Below are 17170 nucleotides of genomic sequence, written 5' to 3' on the forward strand. Positions count from 1 at the left end.
CGGACGGCGGTGTGGGACGGCGACATGTGCGTGTGGGAAGCACCTGTTGTCCGCAAACCTCACTCGCAAATGACGTCATGGCAGATCGACACGTCCGTATACCGGGGCAGTGCGGGGATCGGCCTGTTTCTCGCCGAACTATACGGAGAAATCCACGATCCCGAATTGCTGCGCGTTGCACGAGGCGCCCTCCGGCATGCAGTCAACAACAGCGGAAGCGTCGTGTTGCCGTGGAGTGCGTTTTCCGGGATCGTCGGCATCGTGTACGCACTCGGCCGACTGGCCGCGGTCTCGGGTGATGGTCGGGCCGCGGACGACGTGCGCATGTTGTGGCGACGCCTCGAGAGCTCCAATACCCATGTGCAGGGTGACGTCATCAGCGGCGCGGCCGGTGCAATTCCGCTGCTCATGCAGCTCGAACACCTCATCGACCGGAAGACGATCGAACAGGTGGTGCATCGTCTTGGAACGACTATGCAGCGCGCGGCGGTGCATACGGTGTCCGGAACTGCGTGGAGGGGAGTGCCCACCGCGCATCGTCCACTAACAGGGTTCGCCCATGGAGCGTCCGGGTATGCCTATGCGCTGCTCGCGGCATGGCAATACTGTGGTGCCTCACGATTCCTGTATACGGCTCTGCAGGCCATCCTGTATGAGCGCGTGGTCTATGATCGCGGAATCCGCAATTGGCCTGACTTCCGACACTCCGAATTCGGCAAACTCATCTGGGATTTCGACGAAGAGACCTCCCAGTCGATGGTGCGATCCGGATGGGAACCCGCACCCTACCAACTGCATGGCATGCACGCCTGGTGTCACGGGGCTCCCGGTATCGGCCTGGTCCGTCTGCGCGCCGCCGAGCGATTGGGGCTTCCCTGGTTGTGGCGCGAAGCGCATGCGGCGGCCGATGCCACATCGGCATCGATCGATCGTGAAACGCACAACTGGTCGCTCTGCCATGGTATCGCCGGCAATTCGGAATTCCTCATAGCCGCCGCCGGGAGTCTTGGCCGGCCCGATCTCCGCGAGTGTGTGCTGGAACTGGCGGCAGCGGGCGACGAGACGTTCGAAAGCCGCGGTGTCCCATGGCCCAGCGGCTCGGCGGATCGCCTGCCGGATCCCTGTCTCCTGCTCGGCGATGCCGGCATCGGGCTGCACTACCTGCGACTGCACGCGCCTCACGTTCCGTCGGTGCTGTTTCCGGCGCTCCCTTCTCCCACGGGGGCGGCATTCACATTCGAGCAGTCCGACGCCATCGCGTATCGACGTGAGCTCATGCGCACACTGTTCCGGCACGCCGATGGGCTGCCGGACGGAGACGACCTGGACGGATTGGCGGGGGCATGGAACGTCAGGGCGTCGAGGCCCGACCTGTCGACGGTGGCATCGTGCGTCCGCCGGCGTCGATCCACACTCACCGACGATGCGGCGCGAGGTGCGATCGCTCGCGATCTCGCGTGCGTCGAACCGGGGGAGCGGCAACTGAGCGACGTGCAACGCAGGATGGACGGATTCCTGGTGCGTCCCCCGGGTGAAATCCTGTGGTCCGGGACGTGCTTCCGCTTGCGCGGAGACATTGCAATACATGGCGTCCGTGCTGAACGCCGCGGCGGACGGATCAGGCCGTATATGGTCAGGCCGGATCCGCATGGTCAGTGTGTCGCTGAGGATCTAACACCGTTGGCCGCGCTCGTTCTCGATGCGTATGGTTCGGCGGCCCGTATGGACGATGTCGCTGTCCGTATCTCCGTTTATGTGAATGGCGAGCGACGCGCCCGGATTCGCGCTCTTGTCGAGGAGCAGACACGATCGGCGTATGAGGCGGGCTTTCTGGTGTGCGCACCGGAACCCGATATGGAGAGTGCTGCCGGGAACGCCAAGCTGGCTGGATGAATGCAGGAGTCTCCCGGGTTCCTGTCGGCCGATCATGGGGTGCGGCTGGGTTCATTCACCGGACGTGGTATTGGCATCGCTGTCGTCGATTCAGGTCTGTCCTCTGACGGTATGCGTGTGCGCCACGGTGCCGGTGTGGCATTTCGCCGGGATCAGAGCAGTCGTGGAATCATCACATCGTCGGATACCAGCGACCGGATCGGCCATGGTACCCGCTGCGCCTTGCAGATTGTGCATGTGGCTCCGGATGTCCAGGTCATTCCGGTCAAGGTGTTCCATGAGAGATTGGAGGCCGATCCCTCCGTGGTGGAACATGCGATCGATTGGGCCACGGAGCAGGGGGTACATGTGATCAGCATGAGCCTCGCCACCACCCGTCGTGATGTGATCGGGCCGTGGTATCGGGCGTGTGCCCGCGCCGCTTCACGGGGGGTGACCCTGGTGGCGGCGGCCAGCCCGTCATCAGAACCTTCGTTTCCTGCCGCATTCGATTGTGTGTTTGGCGTGCGGCCAGCGAGAACTGCTTCACCGTTTGAGTTCCTGTTCCGGGCCGCCGATCGGTACGAGTGTGGCGCCTGGGGCAGGGCGCCGTCCGTCGATGCCGGAGCGACCGAAGGCGTGGGTGTCAGTAGTCTTGCCGCGGCCACGATGGCGGGGGTGATTGCGGCGATAATCGAGGGTCACGCACCCGAAAATCAGCAGGCATTGCGTGCTCTGCTTGCTCGTTGTGCATCGGACACGACCTGACAAGCGGAATCACGAGCCGCGACGAGTGACCACCCACTGGGTTGGACAGTTCTCGTCGTCGGCAAGTGGTGAGGGCGCCCGGGGGCGTCATACCGTCAGGACAAACGGCTTTGCGAATCGTCGAGTCGCCGGTTGCCACCCTCGTGTGCCCGTGCATCATTCAGTGCATGCCAACCCCCGGCACTTCCGCTGTTCCGTTCTGGCGCCGTCCGGTCGTGCTGGCTCTTGCCGCCGCGATGGTGACGGGATTGCTCCTGTGGTGGATCTATGCGCCGCTGTTCGGGGCCTCGTTTCTCAGATGGGACGACGGCCACAACATCACGCGCAATCCCCTGCTCAGTGGTGACACGTCGTGGACCGAGATGTGGGCCCGACCCTGGTTCGGGCTCTATATCCCTGTCACGCTCTCCATCTGGCGCGCGCTGCTGGATCTCGGGGCCGGCGCCGTGCCGTTCCGTGTGTTCAATGTGGTGGTGCATGGCTTCAATGCAGCGCTCGTGGCGCTGCTGACATGGCGTCTGTCTCGGTATCTCCACGGGAGTGACGGGATTCGTGGGCCCCACGAGCGCGCCCGTCTCATGGGTGCGGCGATCGCGGCGCTGCTCTTTGCCGTGCATCCCCTGCAGGTGGGAGCGGTGGGCTGGATCAGTGGGGGACGCGATCTCGGCGCTACGTGCTGTGCGTTGCTCGCGGTGGTGGTCCTTGGTACCTCCGCCGTGCCCACCGGTATCGCACTCGCCGTGTCATCGGTGCTGTTCACGGCAGGGCTGTTGTGCAAACCGTCCATCGCGGCCGTTCCGCTCGTCATGGGCCTCGTGGCCGTGCTGTTGCAGGCATCCTGGCGGCGACGTTTCCTGGCGGCCACTTTCATCTGGAGTGTGCCGACTGCAGCGGTGACGATCATCACCGCACGGACACAGATGGAGATGACACCGCTCGACATTCCGATCGGCGCCCGGTTGATCGGTGCCGTCGATGCGATCGGTTTTTATGTGACCAAAGTGTGGTGGCCGGCGCCGCTGCAGGTCGACTACGGACGTATCCCTGCCGCTATCGGGGGTGATCCATCGACGTGGCAACCGTCCATGATGCTGACGGTGCCGCTGGCGCTGGCCCTGTTCATTGCGATCGGTGCGGGTGTCGTGTTCGCCCGTGCGGGTACGTCTGCTCCTGCATTGCAGGATGCATCCGCGCGTGTGCTCACCAGATGGAGCGCGGTGGCCATCGTCTGTGCCATCGTGACGGCGGCGCCGGTGCTGGGGGTGATTCCGTTTTCATTCCAGCGCATTTCCACGGTGGCGGATCACTACATGTATCTCCCACTCGTGCCCATCACGATCGTGGTGGGGCTGACGGCAGGGAGACTCTTCCGCAGCCAGGCCGATAGTGGATTGCCGTCGCGTGCGTCGCGTGGGCCTTTGTCCGCTCCAGCCATCATCGTGATGGGCGTGGTTGCCGTGGCGCTTGCATTGCTGACGGCGACGGCACGTCGACATGTCGCCGACTATCGCGACGATGCCGCGCTGTTCTCGGCGGTCCTCGATCACCAGCCCACCTCCGTCTCCGCACTCTCGATGATCGGCATGATGGAATGCAGCCGAGGTGATCTTGTTGCCGGCACAGCGAAGCTCGCCCGCGCGATGGAATTGGCGCCCAGCAGACCGACGGTCCTGGCGAACTATGCGTTCTGTCTGTACCAGGGCGGCCACACGACGGAAACGCTGGCATTGATGGCTCGGCTCGATGATCCCCTCGTGCAGGGCGAGCTGGATCGAGACGATGAGCCCGCCGGCAATCTGTTGAACACGCTGGCTGGCGCGCTCTTCCAGGAGGGCAACCTGGGGGCCGGCTGGCCATTGCTGTGTCAGGCGTCGGTGCTCGCGCCCCGTGAAACGGGGATCATGGCCAATCTCGAAGATATTGCCGCTCAGGCCGCGGAAAGCGGTTTCACGCTGCAGTGTCCGCCACGGGTGTCCTGGGAAGTGCTGCTCCGTGTGGTGCGTGTGGAGAGAGGGGCACCCCGATGATGCCGGACGGTTGGGGGCACCACCCGCGCGGCTTCGGCGGGTCTTGGGGGAGCGGCGAGTGTTGGGGGCGCCCTGCGGGCGCGATAGGGGCAGGACAAACAGCGGATAAAAGCAGGATTGCTCCCCTGCGGGCGACCAGGATGTCGCGGGAGGGATTTTGAAAAGGAACAACGAGCGTGCGATTGAGCCCGTTGTTCCCCGCAGTTCAATTCAAAAAAACGAACTGGCCGCCACGCGACATTGCCGGCTTCATGCTGAGGACGGTCCTGCAGGCATCCTGTAGTTCATCCCGCCGGTATCGCGCCCGCAGGGCGCCCCCCAACACTCGCGGCCACAGAGAACTCGCCAAAGCTGCACCGGAACCCGACCGCCACTCGTCCGGTACGACGCAGGACACACACCGCGCATGCGCCCGCACACCGGATGTCGATAGTTTCCGGACAGCGCTTTCACTTCCATACGCCACCCGGTGGTCACTGCCTTGACACAGTCTTCCAGGATCGCATCCGTCGTCGCTCGTGCAGCGGCGGTCACACTGCTGACCGCATCGTCCCTCAGCGCCCAGGCCTTCAACTATCCGGCGCTGCAGACACCGTCGGCCAGTATCCGGGACTACACGGGCGCTCTCGTCGGTGGCGCAGGCACCACGTTGCTCTTTCAATGGCGTGAGGCGGCGGCTCCAGGCATGCACTGGCAGTTCGATGCCGGATTTGCCGATCCCAAGGGTGCCGCCGACCCACTCCTGTTCCTCGGGGCGGCCTTAGGCAAGGAAGTCGTCCGCGCCAGCGGAGATCAGCCGCTCGATGTGCTGCTCACCGCGGGCACCGGGGCGTCGTTCGGCAACGGGAGCTGGATTCGCATCCCCATCGGTGCGAGCATCGGCCACACCTTTCCCCTGGAAGACGACATGTCGCTGACACCTTTTGTGCATCCGCGCGTGTCCATCGACTATTGCAGCACTTGTCGGGGGAGTGCGATTGGCGGGCGTGGTCGAAGCAAATCGACGGCCAGTCTGAACTTCGACTTCGGCGCTCACTGGCAGGTGAACCGGGAGTTCGGCCTGCGGGTGGCGGCCACTTTCACCGGTTCGGATATCGTGGGCAGCGACGAGACGGTAGCTGTGGGACTCAACTGGACGCCGGCAGCCTTGTCGCGCAGGAAGTAACGGCTGGGATTGAGAGGTGGCTCCGGCTTTGAGGAGCCACCTGCGGCGACACCCGCAGGATGAACGGCAGGATACCATCGATATTTCCCGGATATTTCATCAATGGGGCGGGTGGCGTCCAGAGACGGCCCGTCCCATTGGACTTGTTGAATGACGAAAGCATCAATGACGCGGCCGACGTCCACGCCGGGATGTGTCACGACCATACGGACGGTCCCGGTTCGTTTCCGATTTTCATCCGGCCATGGGATATACCGCACGTGGGCAGGTTCTGTCCGGAAACGTGAAAAAACGTGATGTGACGCAGGTCCCAGCTGCACTGTTGTGGAGGCAGACACGCGTGCGCCGCGTTTCGTCCCCTCTCTGAGGGGTTCCAGAGGGAAACGGATCCCCTGATCCCTACTTGCGAACCGTTGGGGCGCGGTCGTACGTTGGCGCTTGCCGAATCTGGGGGCATTCCGGTCCCAGTTCATCGCGGGACGACCCTGCGATGCGGCGTGTCGTATGTGGTGCCGATAGTACCAATAGTCTTCAGGCAGTCCCTGTTGGTGCAGTGCGTAGTGACCTCCTCGTTTCCACCGGGTGTCCGACGATCGGTCCGTACCGTTTGCGCGCGATGAATCGCGAGCGAACCTCTGGGACCTGACGTGCTGGACAATCGGTTTTGCCATAGAACCGGTTGTCCCCCTCCGGCTCCGTCATGCAGATCGTGGGCAGGAGCCCCCACAGCAGCCGACGTGCCCCTGCCGTTGTACGTCCCTGTCCTCCACCCCTTGGGAGAGCGATGTTGCCCAATTCCTTCACAAGTCCTGCGAGAGCTGTCGCGACCGCCCTGCTCGGGTTGTTCGTGGCGGCCACCTCGGCCCGAGCGCAGGCAACCAGCGCGACGATCACCGGCAAGGTGGTCGGCGAAGCGGGTCAGCCACTCGAATTCGCCAATGTGTACATCACCGAGCTGGTCGTCTCGGTGCCGACCAACGCACAAGGCATCTACTCCATCGTCATCCCGTCGGGTCGTGTGTCGGGACAGGCGGTCACCCTCCGCGTCCGCGCGGTGGGGTACAAGCCGGCCGCTGCGCCGGTCACGCTCACACTGGGCTCGCACACGCAGAACTTCACGCTCGAGCGCGATATCAACCGCCTCAGTGAAGTGGTCGTGTCCGGCTCCATGGAAGGCACCGAGCGCAGCAAGGTGGCCTTCACCGTCGGTCGTGTGACGGCCGAGGACATTCCCGTGCCGGCGCTCAATCCGGTGACGGCGCTGCAGGGCAAGGTGTCCGGTCTGCGTGTGGCGCAGACCAGCGGGCGCCCCGGCGCGACGCCGGAAATCATGCTGCGTGGCCCCACCTCGATCAACACGGGCGGACGGGCCTCGGGCCCGATGATCATCGTGGACGGCACGATCCTGCGCAGCCAGAACCTCACCGAAATCGGCGGCCTCGACATCGAGTCGGTCGAAGTGGTGAAGGGTGCGGCCGGCGCCTCGCTGTATGGCGCCCAGGCGGCCAACGGCGTGATCGTGATCAAGACCAAGCGTGGGGCGTCGCGCAACGAAGTGCGGGTGGGAGCCCGGGTGGAGTACGGGATCTCCGACATGAACTCGGTGAACATGGCGCAGCCCCTCAACCACCACCTGCAGCTCGACGAAACGGGCACGCGCTTCTGCATCCAGGGGGCCGGGAACGTGGCGGCCTGCTCGCGCACGACGGGCTGGATGGAGGAGATCATGCGTATCAACAACGTGGCGGCTGATTCGGTGCGCACGCCGTACGCGTTGCAGTGGAACAATCCGGCCCTCGCGGGCGGTGAACAGCTCAACGTGTTCCAGGCGAACATGTGGCCCGGACAGCGCTACGACGCCCTGGCGCAGGTCACCACGCAGAACCCGGTGATGCTCAACTCGGTGGACGTGAACGGCCGTGCGGCCGGCATCCGCTACTACGTGACGGCGGCGTACACCGACGACCGCGGCGCCGTCAAGGAGCTCAACGGCTCACAGCAGCGCCGCGCCCGCGTCAACCTCGATTACGATGTGCGTCCCAATCTCACCGTGTCGGTGAGCTCGCAGTTCAACAACGGGCGGGTCGACAACCGCAGCGGTGGTTCCTCGAACGGTGGCATCTTCGATCAGCTGCTCCGCGGTGCGCCGGCCGGGACGAATTACACGGCGCGGGACACCCTGGGCCGTCTTCTGGTGCGTGGCGGTGGCGCCAACCTGCGCGGCTCCGGCAACGGCGGCGGCACCTTCCTGTACGATGGCGAGAATCTGAACGACTACACCGAGTCGAACCGGTATCAGGGCTCGGTGAGCATGACCTACACGCCGGCGCCGTGGGCGAGCTTCGAGGCGCTGTATGCCTACGACCAGCGCGGCACGTTCCGGAATCAGTATGTGTTCAAGGGCTACCGGACCTACACGGCCAACCCGAACAGCAATCTGGGCAACCAGCTGATGGACAACGGTGGCCGCAAGTCGCTCAACAGCTACATCTCGGCCACGTTCCGCAAGCAGATCACATCCGAGCTGAACGGCAAGCTCAATTTCCGCGGGCTGTTCGACCGCGATTATTCGTACACCAGCCGCGGCCGGGGCTACCAGTACGCCGTGTCGGGGGTCAACACCCTCTCCGCCACCACCAAGGATTTCACCGCCACCTCGAGCAGTCAGCTGGTGAAGAACATGGGTGGTGTGGCCGGCGCCAATCTGGACTGGAAGGGCAAGTACATCCTCGACGGCACATTCCGCTACGACGGGTCGTCGCTGTTCGGCGCCGGCAACCGGTGGGCGCCGTTCGGTCGTGTGTCTGGCGTGTGGCGTCTGTCGGAAGAGTCGTGGTTCAGCCTGCCGGCGGTGTCCGATCTCCGTCTGCGTGCCTCGCGCGGCTCGGCCGGCAATTCGCCACGGTTCAACGCCCAGTACGAGACGTACAATTGCTCGGCCACCGGCTGCACCCTGGGCCAGGCCGGCAATTCCAAGCTGAAGCCGGAAACCACGGTGGAAGACGAAATCGGTACCGACTTCACGCTCTTCGGCCGACTGGGTGTGGAACTGACGTACGCGCAATCCAACACCACGAACCAGATCCTGAACCCGAACACGCCGGCGGCGCTCGGCTTCGGCACGCAATGGGCGAACGCGGGCACGCTGCAGAACAAGACGTTCGAAGCGGCCCTCAATCTGCCGGTGGTGAGCACCAAGGACTTCCAGTGGAACATGCGCGGCACGTTCGACCGGAACCGCACCTACATCACCGAACTGTTCGTGCCGGAATACTTCATGGATGGTGGCACCGGACAGGGGACGACGTCGATGTTCCTGATCACGCCGAACACCGCGAAGAGCAACGGCTATCAGATGAACCGCTACGGCAGCCTCTGGGGCCGCAAGTTCTACAAGACGTGTGGCGACCTGCCGGCCGCTGTGCAGGGCCAGTGTGGTGATGGCAGGGCCTTCCAGGTCAACGATCAGGGCTGGGTGGTCTGGGTGGGTGAAGGCAACAGCTGGCGCGACGGCATCACCAAGAACCTGTGGCAGACCAAGCTGTCCGAGGTGAATTCGCCGTGGAACTACCCGCTCCAGTTCGGGCACCCCATCATCGATCGGCCGCTCCGCGGCGAGCCGGGTGAGGGGGCGGGCATCAGCCAAATCATCGGCAACACGCTACCCTCGTTCCGCTTCGCGTTCAACAACACGATGACGTACAAGAAGCTCTCTGTGTATGGCCTGATCGACGGCACCATCGGCCACTACATCAACAACCAGGGTGCGGGTTGGGGTCTGCTCGACTACGCCAACGGCTATTTCGACCAGGGTGGCAAGACGGTCGAGACCGCCAAGCCCATAAGCTATGGCTGGCGCGTGGGTGGCAAGGAAGGTGCGGGCGCGGGTGGGTTCTACGACATCCTCGGTCCGAACAACTGGAACGTGGAGAAGGGCTCGTTTGCCAAGGTGCGCGAACTCGCGGTCACGTACCAGTTGGGCAAGATCGCCGGCATCAACGACGTGACCCTGCAGCTCATCGGCCGTAACATGTTCACCTTCACGAAGTACTCGGGTCTCGATCCGGAGGTCGGTGCCTCGGGTGGTGCCGAAACGACCCAGAGCCTGGTCGCCCAGACCGATGCGTACGGGTTCCCGACTCTGCGGACCTATACGTTCTCCATCTCCACGCGCTTCTAGGACCGAGCCGACATGAATCGTACTTTCCTCCGGGTGGCCGCGATCGCGGCCACCATGGTCGGGCTGGTCGGCTGCGACGAGTCGCTCGCGGTGACCAATCCGAACCAGGCCGAAACCGCGCGTGTGCTTGCGACGGCGGACGATGCCGAATCGCTGGTGGGCAGCTACTACAAGCGGTGGTCCAGCGGCCTGCACGGCAGTGTGACCAATCTCGAGGCCATGACCTCCATCATGTCCCTCATGAATTACTCCTCGCTGGCGAACAACTGCGCCAATGCGCGCACGCCGTTCAGCGGGGCGGCCAACACCAATAACGCGGGCAATCCCTGCGCCGCCGAGCAGTACCGGCTGTTTTCGTACATGGCGGAAGTGAACCGGGTGGCCTCCACCTTCCTCACCCAGTTGAAGAACGGGCTGAGCCTGGGCTCCGACGCCCGCACGGCCAGAGACCGGGCCTATGCCGAGTTCCTGAACGGCCTCTCGATCGGCTACGCGGCGCTCATGCATGATTCGGTGGCCGTGGTTTCCGAAGGCATGACGGCGGAAGACAAGGGCGTGCTGATCGGCTACAAGGCGGCAGCCGATTCGGCGTACGCGGCCTTCCAGCGCTCGCTCGATGCGGCCAATCTCAACGCGTCGGGTGACCGCGGGTTCCCGCTGCCCGACACGTGGATTCCGTCGCCCACCTCGATGACGAAGGTGGAATTCATCAAGCTGGTGCGCAGCTACCGGGCCCGCATCCGGGCCAACATGGCCCGTACCCCGGCCGAACGCGCGGCGGTTGACTGGGACGCCATCATTGCCGATGCGCAGAACGGCATCACGGCGGATCACGAGATCATCACCAGCACCACGGTGGGTCCGGACAACAGTTGGCGTGCGCAGTGGATGGTGTTCGGCACGTGGCATCAGATGCCGCCGTTTTTCATCGGCATGGCCGACACGTCGGGCGCGTATGCCGCCTGGATTGCCACTCCGGTGGGAGATCGTGGGTCGGGCGGTGTGAGCTTCACGCTGGCCACGCCCGACCAGCGCTTTCCGCAGGGAGACACGCGTGCGGCGCAGCAGGCGGATTTTTCACTCACCTCCTGCCAGGCCGTGGGTTCGACGTGCAAGCGGTACTTCGTGAACCGCCCCAACGGCGGCGATGCGTTGAGCGGATTCGGCTTCGGCTGGTCCAACTACGATCATGTCCGCTTCTATCAGTGGAGGATCTCGGCTGCGGGCACGGCCCGTAACGGTCCGACGATCTTCATGACGAAGGCCGAGATAGATGGGCTGCGCGCCGAGGGGCTCTACCGCAAGGGCGATCGCGCGGGTGCGGCGGCGCTGGTGAACCTCACGCGCGTGAAGAACGGCCTGCCCGCCATCACGGATTTCTCCGAGACGGCAGTGGTGCCGGGTGGGAACGCCTGCGTGCCGAAGGTGCCCAAGGCACCGAGTTTCAACACGGTGGGCTGCGGCACGCTGTGGGATGCGCTCAAGTACGAGAAGCGCATCGAGGAGGCCTATACACACTATTCGGCCTGGTTCCTCGATGGTCGTGGCTGGGGGGATCTCCCCAAGGATACGCCGCTCTTCTGGGCGGTGCCGTACCAGGAACTGCTGGTTCGCGGGTACACGCTGGGTCAACTGTACGGCGCCGGTCCCGGTGTCGGCACGGCGCCGAACTCGGCGGCGGGCACAAGCGTGTACGGTTGGTGAGCCGCGGGTGCTGATGAGACGTACGGCAGGACTTCTGTTGATGGTGTCGCTGACGCTCGGCTGCTATTCCACGCGGCCGGTTGTCGGCACCGGGATCCCGGCGGGCACACAGGTCGAGTTGCAGTTGACCGACGCCGGGCGCCTGGCCATGGCCGAAACACTCGGCTCTTCAGCGGACGTCGTACAGGGGCGGTTGGTGTCGCGCGACAGCGCGGCGTGGACGGTTGCCGTTTCGTCGATTCAGCTCCTCCGGGGCGGCCAGCAAGTCTGGTCCGGTGAGCATCTCCGCATCAGGCCGGAGCACGTGGCTCTGGCGTCGGAACGCCGGTTTTCCCGCGGGCGCACCGCCATCGTTTCGGCGGCGGTCGTCGGGGTGATCGTCGGCATCGTGAAGTCCGGGCTGGTCGGAATGGGTCAGGAAGACGGTGGTCCTGCCCCCTCCGATTCCGTCGCCACGGTTCGCATTCCGCGCCCCTGATGTTCTCCTATCCATTTCGAGTCTCCCTCCACGGAGTTTTCATGCGCAGCATTCTTCGTCTCTCGGTCGTGGCAGCAGCGGCGGCGGCCGCGCTGAGCGCGTGCCGTCCCGACGAGGTCATCACGACACCTCTCGTGCCAACGGCCGGCGTCCGCTTCATCAACGCCTCGCCCGATACGGCAGGCGCCTATGGCGTGGACTTCCGGTTCGTCGACCTCCTCGAAAACTCGATGCACTTCCGGCAGCTCTTCCGCGAGCAGCCCACCACCACCTCCGGTGTGACGGCGTCCGTGCTGACCCAGTACAAGGCCAGCAACGCCACGCAGCCGCGACAGTACGTGGTGTTCCTCGACGACACCATCCAGTCGATCGCGTCGACCAAGGTGTTCACGGGGACGGCCAACCTCACGGCCGGCACCAACTACACCTACATCATGTGGGGCCGTGGGCGTGCCGGTACGCTCAAGCTGGCCAACTGGGCGGAAGACGTGGCCGATCCAGGCGCCAAGGTGGCGCTCCGGGTCATCAACGCCACTGAAGAAGCCATCGACGTGCGCGCCTTCGTGACCGGTGCCACCGCGCCGGCTTCACCGACGTGGGCCAACGTGCCGGGCATGTCCAAGTCGTCGTACGTGCTGGTCGATCCGGCCAACATCACGTACAACGTCCGCCGGGCCGGTGCCACCACGAACATGTTTGCCGACATGCCCGCACTGCAGGGTGTGAAGGCCTTCTCCTCGGCGGGCGCGAACGGCAAGATCGATACGCCGGCCACCCCGGGCACCACCGTGGCCGGATCGGCGATCTCCCTGATCGTGTATCCGGCGTCGACCCCGGGCGCGCGCACGCCGCAGACGGCAGCTTTCCAGGTGCCGGCCGGTGCGTTCGTGTGGGATCGTCGTCCGCCGTCGGGACTCTGAGTCCGACAGACGGACGAACACCACCCGTTTTGATGCACGGGTCGTGAGCTGTCCATCCACGGGGGCCGCCGGTATATCGGCGGCCCCCGTGTGTTTCCCGTCCCCTGTTTCCCCTCATCCGTCCTCATGAAGGCTCCGACCCGACGGGAACGGCGTGCCGCTGCCCGGGCCGGCATTGCCGGTGGTGGCGCCATCACCGGCAACGCCGGTACCGATGCGTCGACCCGCGTCGCGACCACGGATCCCGGCCGCGCTGGCCCTTCGGCGCGCCGCGGCTCCATGGTGTCACCGGTCTTCGACTGGCTCGCCGTTGGCGGGCTGTCGATGCTGATCATGGTGCCGCTGCTCCTGAGCGGGCGCACGGATCTCGTGCTCGTGGGCGCGGGTGTGCAGGCCTGGATCGCGGCGGCCATCAACATGCCGCACTTCCTGGCGTCGTACCGGCTGGTGTATGGCAGCCGGGCCATGATGCTCGAACACAAGTGGGCCAGCTTCGGCATTCCGGCGTTGCTCTTCGCGTACATCATCGCGGCCATCGTGCTGGTGGACTGGACACAGACGCTCGGCATCGGACTGGTGACCATCGCCAGCGTGTACCTTGCCTGGCACTACACCGGGCAGGTGTGGGGCATGATGGCGTCGTTTGCGTGGCTGGCCGGTACCGGGTTCGATGCCACTGAGCGCCGACTGATCCGCACCAGTCTGCGCATCCTGCTGGCCTGGCATCTGGCGTGGTTCCTGTACACGCAGCTCCGCGATCCCTCACGGGTCGAGATCGTCTACCAGGTGGCCAGTGCGGCCACGGTGGTGGCGTTCGTGCTGGGCGCCTGGGGGTTGCTGCGCATGCGCCGCCGGACGGGCGTGAATCCCCCGCTGCTGGCCATCACGGCCTGGCTGGCGATCTTCGTGTGGTACGCCGTCATGGCCCGCGATCCGAAGGCGTTGTTCTGGGTGCAGATCGCGCACGCCATTCAGTACCTGTCATTCCCCGTGCGTGTGGAGTTCAACCGCGCCAGTGGTGCCGGCACCGTGGTGCACGACCCGGACCATGCGGTGAGTGGTCGTGTGGTCATGCACATGGTCGTATACGCCGTGCTGCTGCTGGGCATCAGCCTGCTGGTGGCGCAGGTGATGCCCGTCGCGCTCATGGGCGTGATCGGCTCGGTGTTCGGCGAAGGTCCCGCCTACGCGGCGCCGATCCTCATTCTGATGTTCATCAACATCCATCACTACTTCACGGATGGCGTGCTGTGGAAGATCAGCAATCCGGCGGTGCGGAAGGATCTGTTCGCGCACGTGGCGCGGACGTGAAATTCCCGTTCCTCCCTCTTTCTCCGAGGTCACGATGACACGTGTCCCGATGGTGCGTGCTGCGGTACTGGCGGTGGTCCTGGTCGCGCTTCCGGCTGTTGCGTCGGCGCAACGTGGTGGTGGTGGCCGGGGCATGGGCTCGAAGGATGCCGACTGGAAGGCGGTGGCGGGGGATTCCCCCAAGGGGCCGTCGATCTCGGGCAAGGATTTTGTGGAAGCCAGTCCGCTGGCGATGCTGCTGGACAAGAAAAAGCAGCTCAAGCTCACGGACGCGCAGGTGACGGGCATCAAAGCCGCCGACGAGAAACTGCAGGCCGCGAACAAGGAGCGTTACCTGCTCGTCGATTCGCTGAAAAAGCAGATGCGGCCCAGCGTGGCCCCTTCAGCGGAAGACGAAGCACGATTGGCGGTGGCGCGCGAATCCATGCAGGGCGTGGTGCGCGACATCCGCGCGAGTCACGACGCCGATACGAAAGAGGTCGTGGCGACCCTCGATGCGGATCAGCAGAAGACGGCCACTGAACTGCTGGAGAAGCACCAGGAGAAGGTGCAGAAGATGTTGCAAGACAAGCTCGGCACCCGCCCGGGTGGTGGAGGCGGTCCCGGTCGCCGCGGACCCGGCACCGTGTGAGGATCCAGACAAACGACGACACCGGGCAATCGATGATTCATTGCCGGGTGTCGTCGTTTGACGGGCCCATCCCGACCAGCCGCGCGCGGTGTTACTTGAACGCCCGTTTCGTCCAGACGACCACCAACCCGCATGTCTGCTGGGCCCGCAACAATTCGGTCGGCACCGTCGTGCGTTGCTGATACACTTCGATGGCCGCGATGTCGGAGGGCGACATGGTGGCCAGGATATCCGAGTCGGGCTGCTGCATGCCATCGACCATGATGTTGGCCAGGCAATTGCCCATGCCGGTAGAATAGAGGTAGATGTCGAATCGTCGACCGTTTGCGGACCGCTGTTCGATCGTCACCCCCGGCATCCCCTGGAACGCCGCTGACAGCGTGGCGCGACGACCAATCTGCGTGGAATCCATGACACTGCCGTATCCCTGACGCCGCCGCTCCTCGAATTGCTGGAGACGGAAGTTTCCCGCTGCCGATGCAGCTCGCACCTTCATCGTGTCCAGCGCGGTCAACCGGTAGGTGCTGAGCGTGACCGTGACCGTGTCGTCGGCGAACAGATCCACCGCCGCGCTGGCCGGGTTGTATCCCACCGCGGCCACGTCGATCTGACTGGTGCCTGCGGGCACATTGCGCAGCAGAAAGTTCCCGTTGCCGTCGGACAGCGCCTCGACCGCACCGATCTTCACCCTGATGTCACGCAGCCCGTAACCGCCGCGGTCGAGCACCGTGCCACGCACCGTGCCGTGACGCTGTTTCGCCTCCGCCGATCCCGGCAGGACCACATCGATGCGTCGCACGAACTCGTGCACACCCGACATTTCGATACCCGGTGTCGAGCCCGCGAGGTTGAATGCGCGCAGCGTGAGCGCCGTACCCACTGGCACCCCGCAGATGGCATACCCTCCCTCGCGGTCGGCCTGCACTTCGCTCTTCCATCGACGCTGGGCGATGTTCACGCTCGTCTTCGACGGATCGACCTTCACGAGATCGAGCCAGGCCAGTTCCACCCACGCCTCGTGCAACGGGCCTCTGGTCACGGCCTCCCGCACCGTCCCGAACACGATACCCGTGTCGCGCTGAGGCACGGGCATGCCGGCGCACGCCGTACGCCAGAACGTCGCCAGACTCGGCACCGACAACACCACGGGCGCCTTGCCGTCGGTAACCGTGACCCGCGTCGTTGCCCCAGAGAGGCCAAGCGAGTCGAACGCCGCATGCTGCATCGCAAACGTGTACGTGCCCGGCGGCACCGAATCGAAGCGGAACCGACCGCGCTCGTCACTCGTCGTGCTGCGCGAACGCTCCTGCAGAATGACGAACGCGTTGCTGAGCGGTGTCCCACGCAGACTGTCGTAGGCGATGCCCGTCACCGAGACGCCGGGCGCACGCGCGTCGGTACCCTGGCCGGCGAGAGACACCGGATGCATCGCGATCAGCGAAACCAGGATGACCGAAGTGAACAGGAAATATCGAAAAACCTTCATCGACAACGGGGAAGAGTGGGGCGGGTGGCACTGCGTATTGGCACCATCCAGGGAGTAGCGATTACTTGGCCAGACGCGCCTTCACGACGTCGGCCAGCTTCTGTTCCAGCACACCCCTGGTGGAGCAGACACTGTAAGCCTGGTTGTACGTGGCCGGTCGCGCCTGGGCTTCGAGCAGCGTGGCCAGCCTTGCCGTCCCAGCCGCAGGCCCCGGGGTGACCTTGGTGGAGACGTTTAGATACACGTCGTACGAATCGGCGTTCGGGCCGATCTGCGAGTTGCCGCAATCGAGATAGGTGCTGATGGGCATCTTGCCGAGGCGATTGCGGATCTTGACCCCGCTGTTCTCGATGGTCTTCTTTGCCGGGTCGAGACCGGTGATCGGAATGCCCAGCGAATCGTAGGCGGCCTGCATCACGCGGTACACGGCATCGGCATCGTACGGGACCGTGATGATGTCGGCCTCCACGACGGACGTGACGTTGATCCGGCCGACCTCGGAGCGGCCCATGGATTGGGTCTGGACTCGCGTTTCCCGTTCGGACGGGTTCGAAGCACAAGCCGAGAGGCCGATGAGGGCTGCCATGCAGATCAGGAGGGAACGGTGCATTGTCGGGATTCCGGTCAG

General features: G+C 64.6%; 12 protein-coding genes. 10 read left to right on the forward strand and 2 right to left on the reverse strand.

Annotated elements, in window-relative coordinates:
- Nucleotides 1-69: 69 nt before the first annotated feature.
- The 10 genes from WG208_RS00770 (at nucleotide 70) to WG208_RS00815 (ending at nucleotide 15056) form a co-directional block, all read left to right on the forward strand.
- A complete protein-coding gene (locus tag WG208_RS00770; protein WP_337169401.1) occupies nucleotides 70-1893 on the forward strand; it encodes a lanthionine synthetase LanC family protein in 1824 nt (607 codons plus the stop codon).
- Nucleotides 1894-2640 carry a S8 family serine peptidase gene (locus WG208_RS00775; protein WP_337169402.1) on the forward strand — a complete coding sequence of 249 codons (747 nt, stop codon included), beginning with the start codon at nucleotides 1894-1896 and terminating at the stop codon, nucleotides 2638-2640.
- Nucleotides 2641-2807: 167 nt separating this feature from the next.
- Complete coding sequence (locus WG208_RS00780) at nucleotides 2808-4667, forward strand: hypothetical protein (protein WP_337169403.1); 1860 nt, start codon at nucleotides 2808-2810, stop codon at nucleotides 4665-4667.
- Nucleotides 4668-5148: 481 nt separating this feature from the next.
- Nucleotides 5149-5832: a hypothetical protein gene (locus tag WG208_RS00785; protein WP_337169404.1), complete on the forward strand. Its 684-nt coding sequence runs from the start codon at nucleotides 5149-5151 to the stop codon at nucleotides 5830-5832.
- Between the two features lie 784 nt (nucleotides 5833-6616).
- Nucleotides 6617-10012: a SusC/RagA family TonB-linked outer membrane protein gene (locus WG208_RS00790; RefSeq protein WP_337169405.1), complete on the forward strand. Its 3396-nt coding sequence runs from the start codon at nucleotides 6617-6619 to the stop codon at nucleotides 10010-10012.
- 12 nt (nucleotides 10013-10024) lie between these two features.
- A complete protein-coding gene (locus tag WG208_RS00795) occupies nucleotides 10025-11716 on the forward strand; it encodes a hypothetical protein (RefSeq protein ID WP_337169406.1) in 1692 nt (563 codons plus the stop codon).
- Between the two features lie 40 nt (nucleotides 11717-11756).
- Nucleotides 11757-12194 carry a hypothetical protein gene (locus WG208_RS00800; RefSeq protein WP_337169407.1) on the forward strand — a complete coding sequence of 146 codons (438 nt, stop codon included), beginning with the start codon at nucleotides 11757-11759 and terminating at the stop codon, nucleotides 12192-12194.
- A gap of 41 nt (nucleotides 12195-12235) precedes the next feature.
- Nucleotides 12236-13114 carry a hypothetical protein gene (locus tag WG208_RS00805; RefSeq protein ID WP_337169408.1) on the forward strand — a complete coding sequence of 293 codons (879 nt, stop codon included), beginning with the start codon at nucleotides 12236-12238 and terminating at the stop codon, nucleotides 13112-13114.
- Between the two features lie 126 nt (nucleotides 13115-13240).
- A complete protein-coding gene (locus WG208_RS00810; protein ID WP_337169409.1) occupies nucleotides 13241-14425 on the forward strand; it encodes a hypothetical protein in 1185 nt (394 codons plus the stop codon).
- A 34-nt stretch (nucleotides 14426-14459) separates the two neighbouring features.
- A complete protein-coding gene (locus WG208_RS00815; RefSeq protein WP_337169410.1) occupies nucleotides 14460-15056 on the forward strand; it encodes a hypothetical protein in 597 nt (198 codons plus the stop codon).
- A 91-nt stretch (nucleotides 15057-15147) separates the two neighbouring features.
- Here WG208_RS00815 and WG208_RS00820 read toward each other — a convergent pair whose 3' ends face one another.
- Both WG208_RS00820 and WG208_RS00825 read right to left on the reverse strand, forming a co-directional pair.
- A complete protein-coding gene (locus WG208_RS00820; protein WP_337169411.1) occupies nucleotides 15148-16542 on the reverse strand; it encodes a carboxypeptidase regulatory-like domain-containing protein in 1395 nt (464 codons plus the stop codon).
- A 61-nt stretch (nucleotides 16543-16603) separates the two neighbouring features.
- Entirely contained in the window at nucleotides 16604-17053 is a 450-nt protein-coding gene (locus WG208_RS00825; RefSeq protein WP_337169412.1) for a hypothetical protein, read from the reverse strand.
- Between the last annotated feature and the right edge of the window lie 117 nt (nucleotides 17054-17170).

Source organism: Gemmatimonas aurantiaca (assembly GCF_037190085.1).
In the GTDB taxonomy this organism is placed as follows: Bacteria; Gemmatimonadota; Gemmatimonadetes; order Gemmatimonadales; family Gemmatimonadaceae; genus Gemmatimonas; species Gemmatimonas aurantiaca_A.